The 14,927-nt window shown below is 73.5% G+C and carries 13 protein-coding genes and 1 pseudogene; 11 read left to right on the forward strand and 3 right to left on the reverse strand.

All coding sequences use genetic code 11. The annotated features are described in order from the left end of the window. The first annotated feature begins 299 nt into the window (after window positions 1-299). The 4 genes and pseudogenes from ACWDBB_RS14570 to ACWDBB_RS14585 all read left to right on the forward strand — a co-directional run bounded on the left by ACWDBB_RS14570 (window position 300) and on the right by ACWDBB_RS14585 (window position 2,375). Window positions 300-839, forward strand: a complete 540-nt coding sequence (locus ACWDBB_RS14570; RefSeq protein WP_449789900.1) for an RNA polymerase sigma factor — start codon at window positions 300-302, stop codon at window positions 837-839. An 18-nt stretch (window positions 840-857) separates the two neighbouring features. Continuing rightward, entirely contained in the window at window positions 858-1,253 is a 396-nt protein-coding gene (locus tag ACWDBB_RS14575; protein WP_449789901.1) for a hypothetical protein, read from the forward strand. 73 nt (window positions 1,254-1,326) lie between these two features. Next, window positions 1,327-1,521: pseudogene (locus ACWDBB_RS14580) on the forward strand (ArsR/SmtB family transcription factor); the annotation flags it as partial. A 281-nt stretch (window positions 1,522-1,802) separates the two neighbouring features. After that, complete coding sequence (locus ACWDBB_RS14585; protein WP_449789902.1) at window positions 1,803-2,375, forward strand: dihydrofolate reductase family protein; 573 nt, start codon at window positions 1,803-1,805, stop codon at window positions 2,373-2,375. Between the two features lie 31 nt (window positions 2,376-2,406). Here the strand turns inward: ACWDBB_RS14585 and ACWDBB_RS14590 are convergent, their stop codons facing one another. Next, on the reverse strand, window positions 2,407-3,246 hold the full coding sequence (locus tag ACWDBB_RS14590) for a class I SAM-dependent methyltransferase (RefSeq protein ID WP_449789903.1): 840 nt from the start codon (window positions 3,244-3,246) through the stop codon (window positions 2,407-2,409). A gap of 186 nt (window positions 3,247-3,432) precedes the next feature. Here ACWDBB_RS14590 and ACWDBB_RS14595 point away from each other — a divergent pair, with 186 nt between their 5' ends. The 4 genes from ACWDBB_RS14595 (at window position 3,433) to ACWDBB_RS14610 (ending at window position 7,488) form a co-directional block, all read left to right on the forward strand. Beyond that, window positions 3,433-4,023: a DinB family protein gene (locus tag ACWDBB_RS14595; protein WP_449789904.1), complete on the forward strand. Its 591-nt coding sequence runs from the start codon at window positions 3,433-3,435 to the stop codon at window positions 4,021-4,023. A 218-nt stretch (window positions 4,024-4,241) separates the two neighbouring features. Then, entirely contained in the window at window positions 4,242-5,375 is a 1,134-nt protein-coding gene (locus tag ACWDBB_RS14600) for an SUKH-4 family immunity protein (RefSeq protein WP_449789989.1), read from the forward strand. A gap of 152 nt (window positions 5,376-5,527) precedes the next feature. Beyond that, on the forward strand, window positions 5,528-6,598 hold the full coding sequence (locus ACWDBB_RS14605; RefSeq protein ID WP_449789905.1) for a DUF2332 domain-containing protein: 1,071 nt from the start codon (window positions 5,528-5,530) through the stop codon (window positions 6,596-6,598). A 131-nt stretch (window positions 6,599-6,729) separates the two neighbouring features. Further along, window positions 6,730-7,488, forward strand: a complete 759-nt coding sequence (locus ACWDBB_RS14610) for a MerR family transcriptional regulator (RefSeq protein ID WP_449789906.1) — start codon at window positions 6,730-6,732, stop codon at window positions 7,486-7,488. Window positions 7,489-7,784: 296 nt separating this feature from the next. Here ACWDBB_RS14610 and ACWDBB_RS14615 read toward each other — a convergent pair whose 3' ends face one another. Both ACWDBB_RS14615 and ACWDBB_RS14620 read right to left on the reverse strand, forming a co-directional pair. After that, entirely contained in the window at window positions 7,785-10,178 is a 2,394-nt protein-coding gene (locus tag ACWDBB_RS14615) for an FtsX-like permease family protein (RefSeq protein WP_449789907.1), read from the reverse strand. Further along, window positions 10,175-10,888 carry an ABC transporter ATP-binding protein gene (locus tag ACWDBB_RS14620; protein ID WP_449789908.1) on the reverse strand — a complete coding sequence of 238 codons (714 nt, stop codon included), beginning with the start codon at window positions 10,886-10,888 and terminating at the stop codon, window positions 10,175-10,177. The genes ACWDBB_RS14615 and ACWDBB_RS14620 overlap by 4 nt, the downstream gene beginning before the upstream one ends. A 277-nt stretch (window positions 10,889-11,165) precedes the next feature. On the opposite strand from ACWDBB_RS14620, the gene ACWDBB_RS14625 reads away from it, so the two are divergent. The 3 genes from ACWDBB_RS14625 (at window position 11,166) to ACWDBB_RS14635 (ending at window position 14,731) form a co-directional block, all read left to right on the forward strand. Then, window positions 11,166-12,614 carry a histidine kinase gene (locus tag ACWDBB_RS14625; RefSeq protein WP_449789909.1) on the forward strand — a complete coding sequence of 483 codons (1,449 nt, stop codon included), beginning with the start codon at window positions 11,166-11,168 and terminating at the stop codon, window positions 12,612-12,614. Next, window positions 12,566-13,213 carry a response regulator gene (locus ACWDBB_RS14630; RefSeq protein WP_449789910.1) on the forward strand — a complete coding sequence of 216 codons (648 nt, stop codon included), beginning with the start codon at window positions 12,566-12,568 and terminating at the stop codon, window positions 13,211-13,213. The genes ACWDBB_RS14625 and ACWDBB_RS14630 overlap by 49 nt, the downstream gene beginning before the upstream one ends. 429 nt (window positions 13,214-13,642) lie before the next feature. Next, window positions 13,643-14,731 carry an isopenicillin N synthase family dioxygenase gene (locus tag ACWDBB_RS14635; RefSeq protein ID WP_449789911.1) on the forward strand — a complete coding sequence of 363 codons (1,089 nt, stop codon included), beginning with the start codon at window positions 13,643-13,645 and terminating at the stop codon, window positions 14,729-14,731. The last annotated feature ends 196 nt before the right edge of the window (window positions 14,732-14,927 follow it).

Consider the following 14,927-nt stretch of genomic DNA (forward strand, 5'->3'; position numbering starts at 1 on the left):
CGCCCAGGTCACCCCACCTGTCACTCTCCGCAACCGGCCCCACTGTGGCCTGGCCGTAGGTCGGTGGGCTTGGCCCCAGGCCGCTGCCGGGCACGGCCGACGGCGATCCACCGGGAACGCGGGCGACTTTTCCGCCGCACGGCCGAATCCTTCGAGGGGGCGCGCACCTCTTATAGACCGTGCCGACGAACGTCCGGCACGGGATCCGGAGGTAGTGATGATCATCGGAATCGGCATCGCCGTCGCCCTGGTGCTGCTCTGCACCTGCATGGTGGTCGTGAAGCGCAGGCGAGCCGGACGTGGCTGAATCGACCTGGCCCGGCGCACGGCTGATCGCGGCCGCGCAGGGTGGCGACGTCGACTCGATCACCGCACTGGTGTCGGGCTCGCACCCCAACGTGCAGCGATTCGCCCGCTCCCTCTGCGCCACCCCGGAGGACGCGGAGGACGCGGCACAGGAGGCCCTGATCATCCTGTACCGCAAGATCGGGATGCTGCGGGCCTCCGGCGCCCTGGCGTCGTGGATGTTCCGCATCGTCCGCAACGAGTGCCTCCGACGCGCACGCGCCCACCTGCGGGACCGCAGCGTGCCGTTGCGGCAGGACACCCCCGCGCCCTCGGCCGAGGACCAGGTTCTGCAGAGCCTGGAGGCGGGCACGGTGGCGGCCGCTATCGCCGCCCTGCCCCCGGACCAGCGCCGCGTGCTGATCATGCGGGACATCCAGGGCCACAGCGGCCGCGCGGTCGCCGACGCACTGGGCCTCAGCACGGCGGCGATGAAGTCGCGCCTGCACCGGGCCCGTACGGCGGTCCAACAGGCCCTGCGGGCCACCACCTGAATCCGGATGGAGGCAACGATGACTGGAACGACGGGCAAGACGAAGGATGGGACGAAGCACGGGTCCGATGCCGGACCCGACGGCCCCGACTTCGCGAGCAGGTCCCTGCTCGAGCACGTCGTGCGCGGCGTGGTGGGTTTCGGTGCGCTGGTCGGCTCGGTCGCCGTCATCCCGGTGGTCGGGCCGGTCGCCCTGACCCTCCTGCCGGTCGGCCTGTTCGCCCTGCGCGGCTGCCCGACCTGCTGGACGATCGGCCTGATGCAGACGATCTCGCGGGGCCGCCTCCAGCGCTCCTGCGGGGACGGCCAGTGCAGGCTGACCGTCGCCGGCCAAGGCGAGGGCGAGCACCGGGAGGACGGGTCCGGAGGTACGTCGGCGCCGTTGCGCCGTCGGGTGACGGCGCCGGGCGGGTGACGGCGCTCGCCCGACCGGACTACCGACAAGTGTTTTTTCCTTGACAAATTTTTGTCGGATGGAAGCTGGAACGGTGCTGGAAGTCGCCGTGATCGAAGAACCCGCCGCGGCCGAGGCCTCGCTGGACCCGATGCGGTCACGCCTCCTCGCCGCCCTGACCGAGCCCGCCTCGGCCGCCATGCTGGCCGCCCGACTGGGACTGCCCCGGCAGAAGGTCAACTACCACCTGAAGGAACTGGAGCGGCACGGCCTCGTCGAACTCGCAGGTCTGGGCGGACTACGAACGCGTCGAGGTCCGCACCGCCGACGGGCTCTACACCTTCCACCACGGCTCCGGCCTGGTGCTGCTGTTCCACCACCTCTTCGGCCCGCTTCCTGACGGGGCCGAGGCCGAGGCCGCCTGGCAGCAGTGGCTGGCCGAGGCCCTCGCCTGACCTGCCCCTTCGGGCCTTCGGGCCTTCGGGCCTTCGGGCCTTCGGGCCGACAGACCCGATCCCTACCCAGACTCAGACTCAGACCCAGACCCGCAAAAGAACCGAGGAACCACTCATGCGCACCCTGATCAGCACCGCCTTCATCTCGCTCGACGGCGTGGTCGAGGGCCCCGGCGGCGAACCCGGCTACCGGAACTCCGGCTGGACCTTCAAGGACATCGAGTTCCTCCCCGAGGCGTTCGAGATCAAGGGGCGGGAACAGGAGGAGGCCACCGCGATGCTGCTCGGCCGGGTCAGCTACCAGGCGTTCAGCCCGGTGTGGCCGGACATGGCGGAGTTCGCCCGCTACAAGACGCTGCCGAAGTACGTCGTCTCCACCACCCTCACCGAGGACGACCTGGTGTCGAACTGGGGCGAGACCACCATCCTGCGCTCGCTCGACGAGGTCGCCGCGCTGAAGGAGACCGAGGGCGGCCCGATCATCCTCCACGGCAGCGCCGCCCTGAACCGCGCCCTCTCCGACGCCGGCCTGATCGACCGCTACCACCTGCTCGTCTTCCCGCTGCTGCTCGGCGCCGGCAAGCGCATGTTCAGCACGACGGACAAGGACGCCCAGAAGCTGAAGCTGGTCGAGCACCAGGTGTACGGGAACGGCCTCCAGAAGCAGGTCTTCGACGTGGTCCGCTGACCGGCAGGGCCCGTCCGCGCCTCCCTGATGGTCAACGCCCGTCCGCTGTGCGCCAGACGAACACCTCGCTGCTCGGCTGCCGCTCCGAGAAGAGCCCCGACGGCGAGGTCAGGGCGAGGAGTCGACGGAGGTCCGACTCGAAGTCCGGACGGCGCTCGGCGAACAGGTGCGGGGCCGAGTAGGAGAGCGCGAGGACGCCCGCGACCGCGTCGTCGGCCGTGCGCTCCAGCGGCCGCCCGCCCGGGACGACGATCCGCCGCGGACCGGTGAAGCCCGCCCGGGCGAGGACGGCGGCCTCGTCGCCCGGCGTGCCGTGCGGCAGCAGCCCCTGCCCGGCGCGGCGGACCGGGCCGAGGTAGTGCCGGACCAGCTCCCCGATCGCGGCGTACGGGACCGGCGGGTGCGGCAGCCCCTCGGTGGGACGCGGTTCGCCCTTCAGGTCCGAGATGTGCGCCAGGGCGCCGCCGGGCCGCAGCATGCGCCGTACGGTCGCCGCCACCAGGTCGCGATCCATCCAGTGGAAGGACTGGCCGAAGACCGCCAGTGTGAAGGTGCCGAGCCCCGACGGAAGTTCCTCGGCCCGGGCCCGCACCCAGGTGGCCTTGGGCTCCGCGGCGCCCACCCGGCGCGCCTCGGCGATCATCCCGGCGTCCGGGTCCACCCCGACGACCTCACCGAACAGGTGCGCCAGGCCCAACGCCAGCGTGCCCGGCCCGCACCCCACGTCGAGCAGCCGTCCCCGCCCGTCGAGCCCCAGTTCCTCGCCCAACGCCTCCGCCAGTCCGGGGGCGTACGGGAGCCTGCCGCGGGTGTAGTGGGCGGCCGTTCCGGCGAACAGCGTCTCGTCCCAGGACCAGGCCTCGTCGGTCATCGCCGCTCCTTCGAAGGGGCCTGACTTTCGGTGAACAGCCTTGATCATGACACGTGTTGACGCTCGGTCCCAGCCGGCCGGAACCAGCGGGACGGCCATGGCCGGCCGGGACCGGGCGGAACGGCCGCGGCCGGCCGGGACGGGAAACCCGATGGACAGGCATCCTGCGGCCAACAGACTGGTCCCATGACTTCGACCGACGACAAGAACGATCTCCGGATCTACATCCAGGATGCCCGCGACGCCCTGCTCTGGAAGCTCGAAGGCCTCTCCGAGTACGACCTGCGCCGCCCGCTCACCCCCACCGGGACCAACCTGCTGGGCCTGGTCAAGCACGTCACCGGCGCCGAGGCGCTGTACTTCGGCGACACCTTCGGCCGCCCCTTCCCCGAACCGGCCCCCGTGTGGATCACCGGACAGACCGAACCCAACGGCGACATGTGGGCGCGGGCGGACGAGAGCACCGAGGAGGTCGTCGGACGCTACCGACGGGTCTGGGCCCACTCCGACGCCACCATCGAGGCCCTGCCGCTGGACGCCGTCGGCAAGGTGCCGTTCGGTGCCCGCCACGAGCAGACCCTCCACCGGGTGCTCGTCCACATGATCGCCGAGACCCACCGTCACGTCGGCCACGCCGACCTGGTCCGCGAACTCGTGGACGGCGCCACCGGCCAGCGCTCCGACGGCGCCAACACCGCCCCCGGCGACGCCGACTGGTGGCGGGCCCACCACGACCGCGTGGAGCAGGCCGCCCGGGAGGCCGGCGGCCTCGGCTGAGGAGGAAGGGGGGGTGAGGCGGGGTTCGGCGAGGTTCGGACGAGGGTGCGGCGAGGAGGGTCTGAGCCGCCGCAAAGGGCCCGGCGCCGCAGCAACCGGTCGGCTCCCACCGGCTGCCCCGCTCGGCGAGTGCCCGAGTGCTGTCGGGGCGGGCCGCTAGGGTCTGGGGGTCACGGGGTGGGCCGGGAGAGGTGGGGCACGTGGGGTGTCAGCGGGTGGTGGAGCTTCCAGCTGGGGTTGTGCACGCGGGGAGTCGGGAGTTCCTGGCGCGGGAGGGGCTGCCGGAGACCGGGGCGTTCCTGGACTTCGAGGTACTCGGGGACGGGGAGCCGACGGCGGTCCCCGCGGAGACGGAGCGGCTGTTCGTCCTCGGGGAGACGGCGTACTCCACACCGTTCGCCGCCGGCGGCAGCCTGGTGCTGCTGGACGGGGTGACCGGTGAGGTGTTCCTGGACAACGGCGGCCCACGGCGGGACCTGTTGGCCTCCGGCGTCGCCGCGCTGGCGGGCCTGGTGCGCGAGGTGGACGCGGTGGCCGAGGCGGCCCGGCGCCCGGAGGCACTGGACGGGCGGCGCGGCCCGACCGTGATGGCCGAGGTGCTGACGGAAGCCGAGCGACGGATGCGGGAGATCGACCCCGGGCTGTTCGGCGACGGCTCCGCCCCACCCCCGCACTGGGGCACCGCGCTGCTGGTGCGGGCGTTGGGCTGGGGTGCGCTGCCGGGCGGCCCGGGCGGCCCCGCGTACGAGGTGGCCCTGGAGCTGGTGGCGGAGCTGGCGGCGCTGACTGACCAGGACGGCGGCCCCGGCCGGGTACACCTCTTCCGGCCCGAGGAACTGCCCGCCGCCCTGGTGCACGGGCCGACCCGACGGCTGCTGACCGAGGTCGGCCTGCCGCTGGGCGGAGCCATGTTCGGGGTGTGCGAGGAGCCGCTGGTCACCATGGGCGAGGCGTATCCCGAGTACTTCGACGGCGAGGAGGAGCGCCCGTACCAGCGGGAGTTCCTCGCCCTCGGGGACTGGCCGACCGATCTGACGATCGCCCTGGACGGCGCCACCGGCCGACTGGAGCTGCCGGATTGGTACGACGACGGCCACCCCGAGGCCTACTTGAACCGTGACCTCACCGCCCTGCTCTACTCCCTCTGGACGTACGAGCGGCTGCGCGCCGAGTGGGACCGCTGGGAGTACGGCCGGGCCCGGCAGACCTGGGCGGTGTTCGATCCGCAGGCGCTGCTGAGCGCGGTGGTGGACGGGCTGGTGGAGGCCGTCGACCCCGAGGCGTTCGCCTCGCCCGGATGCTCGTGGCGGCTGCTCGCCGAGGACGGGCACATGGGCGGTCTGCTCGGCTGAGCGGGTCGGTCGGCGCGGCCTTCCGTCGGCGCGGCCTTGAGCCGGTTCCGGGTCGGTTCTGGGTCGGTTCCGGGCGGAGGGTGGCGCGTCGGCCCGGGCGTAGTCTGGGCCGATTCGATCACTCGAGAAGACGTCGGAAGGACGTGTGGGGGATGCGCAGCGGTACGGGGGACCTCTACCGGGAATTCGCGGAGCGGGAGGCGCGCGGCAACTCGCCGGTCTACCAGGAGCTGGCCGAACGCGTCGCCGGAGACGGGCAGTTGTGTGCGCTGCTCGACGGGCTTCCGGCCGCGAAGCGGCAGCCGAACCTGCTGTTCGGCGCGGTACGGCACCTGGGTGGGCCGGTGACGGACGGCTGGCCGGCCTTCCGCCGCTGGGTGGCGGAGCACTGGGCCGAGGTCTCGGCGACGATGCTGGAGCGGCGGACGCAGACCAACGAGGCGGGCCGTTGCGCCACCCTGCTGCCGCTGCTGGCCGCGCTGCCGCAACCGCTCGCCCTGATCGAGGTGGGCGCCTCGGCGGGGCTCTGCCTGTACCCGGACCGGTATCGGTACCGGTACCGCTTCCTGGCCGGGGCGGGGAAGGGAGTCAGGCTTGGCGCCGGCGCCACCGTCGCCGAGTTCGACGCCGAGTTCGGCGCCGAGTTCGGCGAGGCGGCGAGCCCGGTGACGCTGGACTGCGCGGTGACGCTGGACTGCGCGGTGACCGGGCTGGTGCCGTTCCCCGGCTCCCCGCGGGAGCGGCTGCCCGAGGTGGTCTGGCGGGCCGGGATCGACCTCAATCCGCTGGACGTGCGGGCCGAGGAGGACATGCGCTGGCTGGAATCACTGGTCTGGCCCGAGCAGACCCACCGGTTGGACCGGCTCCGCGGCGCCGTCCGGGTCGCCCGGTCCGAACCGCCGTTGCTGGTGCGCGGCGATCTCAACGCGACGGTACGGGAGTTGGTGGCGCAGGCCCCGGCAGGGGCGACTCCGGTGGTGTTCCACAGCGCGGTGCTCTCGTACCTGCCGCCGGAGGGGCGGGAGGAGTTCGCGGCGACGATGCGCGGGCTTTCCGGGCACTGGATCTCCAATGAGGCGGTCTCGGTACTGCCGACCGTCGCCCGACGCCTCCCCCGTCCGGCACCGGCCGGCTCCGGTCTGTTCGTGCTCGCCCTGGACGAACGGCCGGTCGCCTTCACCGGGCCGCACGGACAGTCCCTGGACTGGTTCGGCGAGGCGTAGCCGGCGCGCTGGCGGCGGGGCGCCCTCGGGCTTGAAGCTGCCGCAGCGGCAGCTTCTACTGTCGTGACCAGGGCCGGAGAACCGGCCCCGGTCCACGCGAACGTGGGACGTGGAGACGAGGGAGGCGGACCATGGCCTGGCCCATCGCCGAAGTGGCCCGGATGTCCGGAGTGACTGCCCGAACACTGCGGCACTACGACGAGATCGGGCTGCTGCCCCCGGCCTGGATCGGCTCCAACGGCCACCGCTATTACGAGGAGCGGCAGTTGCTCCAGCTGCAACAGATCCTGGTACTGCGGGCGCTGGGCGTGGGGCTGACCGAGATCGCCCGGATCCTGGGCGATCAGGTGGACGAGTTGGAGGCCCTGCGGGGCCACCGTCGGCGGCTGGTCGCCGAACGCGACCGGCTCGACGCCCTGGCCGCCACCGTTTCCCGCACGATCGCCGACCTGGAACGCGCCCGGAAGGACGGCACCCCCATGACCATCAACCGCCCCGAGAACCTCTTCGAGGGCATCCAGCCCGACGACGTCGACGCGAGCCTGCGGGACTTCCCCGAGCACGCCGAGGCGGCCCGGCGCGCGACGGCCGCGATGACCCCGGCCGAGATCGAGGCCGGACAGCGCGAGCGGACCGCCCGCATGATCCACCTGGCGGAGCTGATGGCGGCCGGCCACCCGGCCGACGCCGAGCCCGTGCAGAGCACGATCGACGAGGAGTACCAGATGCTGCACGCCATCCGGTCCGTCCCGACCGAGGAGTACCTGGCGATCGCCCGTTCCTGCACCGAGAACGAGCAGTGGAGTGCCGCGTACGAGGCCATCGCCCCGGGCCTGGCCGCGTACCAGCGCGCCGCCATGGAGGCGTACGCGGCGACTCGGCTGTCCTGAACCAGGCCTGGTCGGGCGGCCGGGCCTGGTCGGGCGGCCGGGCCTGGCGGGCGGCCGGGCCGACGCGCGACCCTTGGCCATGCTGGGCTGCCCGTCCGGCTCGGGCGGGAACGGCTCTGTCCGATCCCGCTTGGCTCGGCCCGGCCTGACTCGGTCCGGCTTGGCCCGGTCCGGCTTGGCTCGGTCCAGTCCAGCTCGGTCCGGTCCGGCTCTGCCGGGGAACCTTACGGGGGGCTCCCCCGGGCTCCCCGGCAGACGCCGGGCGCAGGGCGTGTCCTCTCCTCTCTCCCCCGCCGTCACTCCGTCCGCAGCGCCGTGACCGTCCTGGTGCGGGCCGCCCAGGTGGCCGGGAGGACGGCTCCGAGCAGGGCCAGCACCAGGCCGCCGAGTATCAGCGGCCCCGCCACCGAGGGGTCGAACACGGCGAGGTCGGCATCCGGCACACCGATTCCGGCGGCTCGGGCCATCGCGGGCATCACCTGGTGGTGCACCAGGATGCCGAGCGGGACCCCGATCAGCCCGGCCGCCAGCCCGCTGGCACAGACCGAGGTGAGCACCATGCAGACGGTCTGCCGGGGTGACATCCCGAGTGCCTTGAGCACCCCGAGGTCGTGCACCCGTTCCCTGGTGTCCAGCAGCACGGTGTTCAGCACTCCGAGCCCCGCCACCACGGAGAGCAGCAGTGTGAGCGTGCCCGCCAGGGTGTTCATCGCCAGCACCACGATGTTGAGGTGCTCCCCGCCGGGGTCGGCGCCCAGGCCCAGGGGCTTCACGACCTGGTCCAGCCCGTCGGCGTAGGCCTGTGCGTCGGTGCCCGGGGTGAGGTCGATGTGGAAGGTGAGCGCCTCGGCGTGGATCGCGCCGCCGAGCGGCACCAGTGTGGACCGGTCCGTGAACACCAGGTCGTTGGTGGCCAGGACCTCACCGGTGATCTTCGCCGGGGTGCTGCGTCCGTGGTCGGTGAGGGTGACGGTGTCACCGACCTTCGCCTGGTTGGCCCGCAGGTAGGCGGCGGCCACCACGACCTCGCCGGGGCCCTGGAACCAACGGCCGGAGATCAGTTGGAAGTCGCTCCAGGAAGCGTCTCCGCTGAGCGCGACCACCTCGGAGCGCCCGGTGTTGCCGGCCAGGGCGGCCGGGCTCGGGGCGCTGCTGTACCAGGCTCGGGTGCCCGGGCGGGAGTCGATGGCCTTGGCCACGGCCGCCTCGTCCACGTGGTCGGCCAGCGGCGCGGAGCCCTCGATCGGGGCCTGGACCACCACCTTGCCCGCGCGGCCGGCCATCAGGCCGTCCTGGAGGGAGCCCAGCGAGAGCGTCAGGCCCACGCAGAGGGTGACCCCGACCGTGCCGAGCACCACGGCGGCACCCGTGGTCGCCGAACGGCCCGGCCGGTTGAGCGGGGAGGCCAGTCCGAGGCTGAGGGCCCGTGGCACCGGAAGTCGGCCGATCAGGTCCTGCGCCCGGGACAGCGGGCCGGCCGCCCCGGCCCCGTCGGCCGCGCCGCGGACGGCCGCCCGCTTGGCGCCCGGCGCCGTCCGGCCGACCGCGAGCGCCTCCACCGTCCACAGCCGCCCGGCCCGCAGCGCCGGCACCAGCGCGGTGCCCGCCACGGCCCCCAGGGCCACCACCGCGACCACGACGTCCGCCCAGACCGGGATGCCGAGCAGTCCGCCGCGCAGGGCCTTGTGGGCCAGCCCGAGGACCGGGACGGACAGCAGGTTGCCGAGGAGCACCCCGAGCGCCGTGCCGACTCCGGCGGGGATCAGCGCTTGGCCGACGTAGGCGCGCACCACCTGGGCCGGGGTGAAGCCCAGGGACTTGAGGATGCCGATCCGCCGGGTGGCGGCGCTGACGGCGCCGCTGACCACGACGCCGATGATCAGCACCGACATGGCCAGCCCGAGCGCCCCGAAGGCCGTGACGAACGGGACGAACGTCGAGGCCGTCCGGTTCGCCTCCTCCTGAACGGGCCGGTAGGAGGTGGCCTTGGCGAGCGCCCCGGCCGGGACGGCGCCGGCGAGCGCGGCGCGGTCGACCTCCACCTCGGCGTCGCTGTCGGCGTGGGCGAAGCGGTAGAGGTACTGGGCGGCGGGCGTGGTGCCGGGCGCCGTCAGCCCGGGCACCTGCTCGGGGACGACCCAGCCGTCCGCACTCCAGGAGACCGAGGCCGCCAGGCCGACGACCTTGAGCGTCGGGTGCCCCGGAAGGCCTGGGAACTCCATGGTGTCGCCGACCGCCAGCGGGGAGTGTCCGTCCAGGAACACGACCTCCCCGGGGCCTGCGACCCAGCGGCCCTCGGTGATCCGCAGATCGTCCAGCGCGCCCTTCTCGCCGCGGCCGACCAGCGTCGTCGGCGGCAGGGGGCTCCCGGCCGGCGGGATCCTGGTGCCTGGACCGGAACGCGGCTGGACGGTGACCGCCTGGTAGGGGCCGGCCGAGGCCGTCACACCCGGCAGGCGGGCCGCCGCGGCGAGCTGGGCCGGGCTCGCCTTGGCCTGGTCGTACAGCACGTTGAGGTGGGCGCCGTGCTGGTCGGCGAAGGAGCGCTGATACGGGCCCCGGGCGGCGACCAGCAGCCCGAGCGCGAGGATGCACGCCGTCACCGACATCATCGTGGTGAGCACCATGACCAGGGTCTGCACCCGCCGACGGCCGACCCCGGCGCGCACCACCTTGCCGAGCGCGCTCATCGGCCACCGCCCGGTACTGGCAGGGCGGCCGTGTCCCTGACCAGCCGGCCGTCGAGCAGTTCGATCGTCCGGTCGGCGCAGTCCTCGGCGAGCGCGGTGTCATGGCTGACCAGCAGGATCGTCTGGCCGTCCGCGTTGAGAGCGCGCAGCAGGTCGCGGACGTCGGCGGCCGAGGCCGTGTCCAGCGCCCCGGTGGGCTCGTCGGCCAGCAGCAGCGGCGGGCGGTTCATCAGCGCCCGGGCCACCGCGACCCGTTGGCGCTCGCCGCCGGAGAGCCGGCCGGGGAAGGCCTTGGCGTGCCGGGCCACCCCCAGCCGCTCCAGCAGCTCCCCGGCCCGGGCCCGGGCCTGCTCCCGCCGCATCCCGGCCAGCTGGGCCGGGAGCATCACGTTGTCCTCCGCGTTCAGGTCGTCCAGCAGGTTGAAGAACTGGAACACCATGCCGATCCGCGCCCGCCGGTACTCGGCCAGCGCGGCCTCGCCGAGCCGGTGCACGGCCACGCCGTCCACCTCCACCTCGCCCCCGCTCGGGCGGTCGAGGCCGGCGATCAGGTTCAGCAGGGTGGACTTGCCGCTACCCGATCGGCCGAGCACGGCCAGCGCCTCGCCGGCCCTGACCTCCAGGTCGAGCCCGGCCAGGGCGGGGCGGGCGGCGTCGGATCGGTCGTACGTCTTGCTGACGCCGCGGATCCGGATGATCGGCGCGTTCACGGGCCCTCCACGGTTCGAGATCCGGCACCGGGAATCCCGGGCCGGCTGACGGAACATCACGCTACGAATCGGCGGCGGGGTGCCGACAGCCGTCTGGACGGCCTCCTCGGGGTGTATCCAGATACACCCCGAACTGGGTGTTCAGGCCTAGAGCGCCGGAGGCTCCGGCCGGGCAGACTGACCCAGCGAAAGATCGGAACCGGGGCCCACGGGGGGCTCCGGAGCCGTGGCCTCGAGGCCTCCGGACGGGGGTCTCGGAAGGAAGAGGGGGCGCGTCATGAACGCGGGAGTGCTGAACGGGGCGGCCCTGCGGGTCGGCCGGGCCTGCGCGGACGGGGTGCGTGCCTGGTACGCGGTGACGCTGGCCGTGACGGGCCTCCTCGCGCTGCTGGCGGGGCCGGTCCTGCTGGCCACCGCACTGTTCGGTCCGGACGAGCCCCGGGACTTCCACCCGGGCGGGCCGCTGATCCTGGCGGTGCCGATGGCACCGGTCGCCCTCTGGGCGCTGTGCTGGGCCACCGGGGGCGGCGGCCGGGCGCTCGGCGCCGCGCTGTTCGCCCCGGGGGCGATAGCGCTGATGGCGGCGCACCTCTACGGCGGTGCCGCCCCCGGCGGCCGGGCCGGCTCGCTCTGGATGGCGCCCTCGCTGGTGGTGCTCGGGCTGTTCGGCGCCCGCTGGATCGCGACGGAGAGCAGGCGGACGGTCGGGAAGTGGAGCGGGCGGCCGATCCCGGTGCCGTACCGCGGTCCGGCCGGGGCCGGGCCCTGGCAGCGGCTGCGGGCCGGCGGCTGGCTCACCGACCCGGCGACGTGGCGGGACTTCGCCTGGGTGCTGCTCACCGGCACCACCGTGCTGCTCGTCGCCGTGATCGTCCTGCTGGCGCCGATCGCCCTGGAGGTCTTCGGCCGGAACGAACGGTTCTTCGCCCTGGGCGTCGTCTACTCGATGGGCCTGACCATCTCCCCGCTGGCCGCCCTGTGGGCCGCCCCACCGGTCCTGAGGATCCACGAGAAGGCCGCCCGGGCCCTGCTCGGGCCGTCCCGGCGGGTCGAGCTCGCCCGCCAGGTCAGCCATCTCGCACGGACCAGGGCGGACACCATCGACGCCGGAGCTGCCGAGCTGCGCCGGATCGAGCGGGACCTGCACGACGGGGCGCAGGCCCGGCTCGTGGCGCTGGGCATGCTGCTGACGGTGGCCGAGCAGCTGAAGCACGACCCGGACGCCCTCGGGCCGCTGCTGGCCGAGGCCCGGCTGTCCTCGGTGAAGGCGCTGGGCGAGCTGCGGGACCTGGTCCGCGGCATCCATCCCCCGGTGCTCGCCGACCGCGGCCTGGCCGACGCGGTGCAGGCGACGGCGCTGGACCTGCCGCTGCCGGTCAGCTTCACCGGGAGCCTGTCCGGCCGGGCGCCGGCCCCGGTGGAGTCGGCCGCCTACTTCGCGGTGACGGAGCTGCTGGCCAACGTGGTCAAGCACGCCGGGGCCTCGCACGTGTGGATCGAGATAGGGCACAGTGACGGGCTGCTGCGGATATCGGTCACCGACGACGGGCGCGGCGGCGCCGAGCCGTCCCGGGGAACCGGCCTCAGCGGAACCGAACGCCGCCTGGCCGCCTTCGACGGGGTGCTCGCGATCAGCAGCCCGTCCGGCGGACCGACCATCGTGAACCTGGAGATCCCGTGCGCGTTGTCATCGCCGAAGACCTCTTCCTCCTCCGGGACGGCCTGACCCGGCTGCTGGAGGCCAACGGCATGAAGGTCACCGCGGCGGTGGAGGACGGCGAGCAACTGCTCGCCGCGGTGGCCGCGGACCAGCCCGACATCGCCGTGGTGGACGTCCGGCTGCCACCGGGCTTCACGGACGAGGGGCTGCGGGCCGCGCTGGCGGCCCGCCGGGCTCACCCGGGCCTGCCCGTGCTGGTGCTGTCGCAGTTCGTGGAGCAGCTGTACGCCCGCGAGTTGCTGGCCGGCAGCACCGGCGGGATCGGCTACCTGCTCAAGGACCGGGTGATGGACGGCACCCAGTTCATCGACGCCGTACGACGGGTCGCCCAGGGCGGCACCGCGATGGATCCGGAGGTGATCACCAGGCTGCTCACCCACAACTCCTCGGCCGGCCCGGTCTCCACCCTCTCCCCGCGCGAGCGGCAGGTGCTGGCGCTGATGGCGGAGGGGCGGTCCAACGCGGCGATCGCCCAGCAGCTGGTGATCACCGAGCGAGCCGTCGCCAAGCACACCGCGTCGATCTTCGTCCGGCTCGACCTCCAGCCCTCCGACGACGACAACCGCCGGGTCCTCGCCGTCCTGGCCTACCTCAACAACTCCTGAAGGGAGCCGCCAAGGGATCGTCCATCCGAAGGGGTCCGCTACCCGAAGGAGCCTGCCACCTGAAGGGGTCCGCCAATCGAAGGGAGTCACAATCGGCCGCACTCCGGCTCCGTCGCCCCCCCCGCCCCACAACTTGATAGATCACCGACAAGTGGCGAGTGGCCCTCCGCTGCAGGGGGCTCGCCCACCGCAGAACGGGTCAATTACGCTGGTGAGGTGCTCATCCTTGTTCGCCGCCGCCACGTGGACCTGCTCCGCGTGACGACCATGTCCTGTCGACGCTCCGGCTGAACCTCGCGCCACCCACCCTCACCGGCGGCCCCTGCCCGGCCGCCGCCACCTCCCGGCCCCCGGAGCACCCGCCGCACCAGGCGCAGCTCCGGCCGTCCCCGGTCGACCACCGGGACCAGCCGGGACGAGACCCAGCGGATGTCACACATGACGCAGCAGTACACGCCCATATCCGAGACCGCTACCGGCTCCACTCCGGCGGACGCCCCTGCAGACGCCCCGGCGAACTCTCCGGCGGACGCCCTCCCGGTGATCGACCTCTCGCTCGCCGACGGCAGCCCGGACGACCGCCGCCGCCTGCACGACGAGCTCCGCACTGCGGCCACCGGCGTCGGCTTCTTCCAGCTCGTCGGTCACGGCGTCACCCCGGAGGAGACGACCGCGCTCACCCGGGCCATGCGCGCCTTCTTCGCGCTCCCCGAGGCCGACCGGCTCGCCGTGAGCAACCTCAACTCCCCCCACTACCGGGGCTACACCCGCACCGGCGACGAGCGCACCGGCGGCAGCCAGGACTGGCGCGACCAGCTGGACATCGGCGCCGAGCTGCCCCCGCACGTCCCCAGCGACGGCGAGCCCCCGTACTGGTGGCTGGAGGGGCCCAACCAGTGGCCCGAGGCGCTCCCCGAGCTGCGCACTGCCGCACTCGGCTGGATCGAGCACCTCGGGGAGGTCGCCCGCCGTCTGCTGCACGAACTCCTCACCGCGATCGGCGCCCGCCCCGACTTCTACGACGGGGCCTTCGCGGGCCACCCCCACCTGCGTCTCAAGCTGGTCCGCTACCCCGGCACCGCCCCGGACGGCGCCGGCCAGGGCGTCGGATCCCACAAGGACTACGGCTTCATCACCCTGCTGCTACAGGACACCGTCGGCGGCCTCCAGGTCGAGCGCGCGGACGGCACCTTCCTCGACGTCCCGCCCCTCGACGGTGCCTTCGTCGTCAACCTCGGCGAGCTGCTGGAGGTGGCCACGGACGGTTACCTCAAGGCCACCAGCCACCGCGTGGTGAGCCCACCCGGAGCCCGCGAGCGCTTCTCCGTGCCGTTCTTCTACAACCCCCGCCTCGATGCCCACATCGAGCCGCTGGACTTCCCGCACGCCCACCACGCCCCCGGTGCCACCGAGGACCCGGACAACCCGCTCTTCGCCGACTTCGGCCTCAACGAGTGGAAGGGGTACACCCGGGCCCACCCCGAGGTCACCCGCCGCCACCACGCCGCCCTCGCCTGACCCCGCCCGGCGCCTCCACCCGACGCCCCGCCCGACGCCCTCCGCCCTCCGCCCTCCGCCGGAAGCCGGCCCCGGCGGAGGGCAGGGGCGTCGGCGTATCCGCACCCGTACGCCTCCCCCGGCCGCACGCCCACGCGCACGCGCACACCTACGCCCACGCCCACGCCCACACCTACGCCCACCATGCACCGCCGCC

The sequence above is a fragment of the Kitasatospora sp. NPDC001095 genome (genome assembly GCF_053598615.1).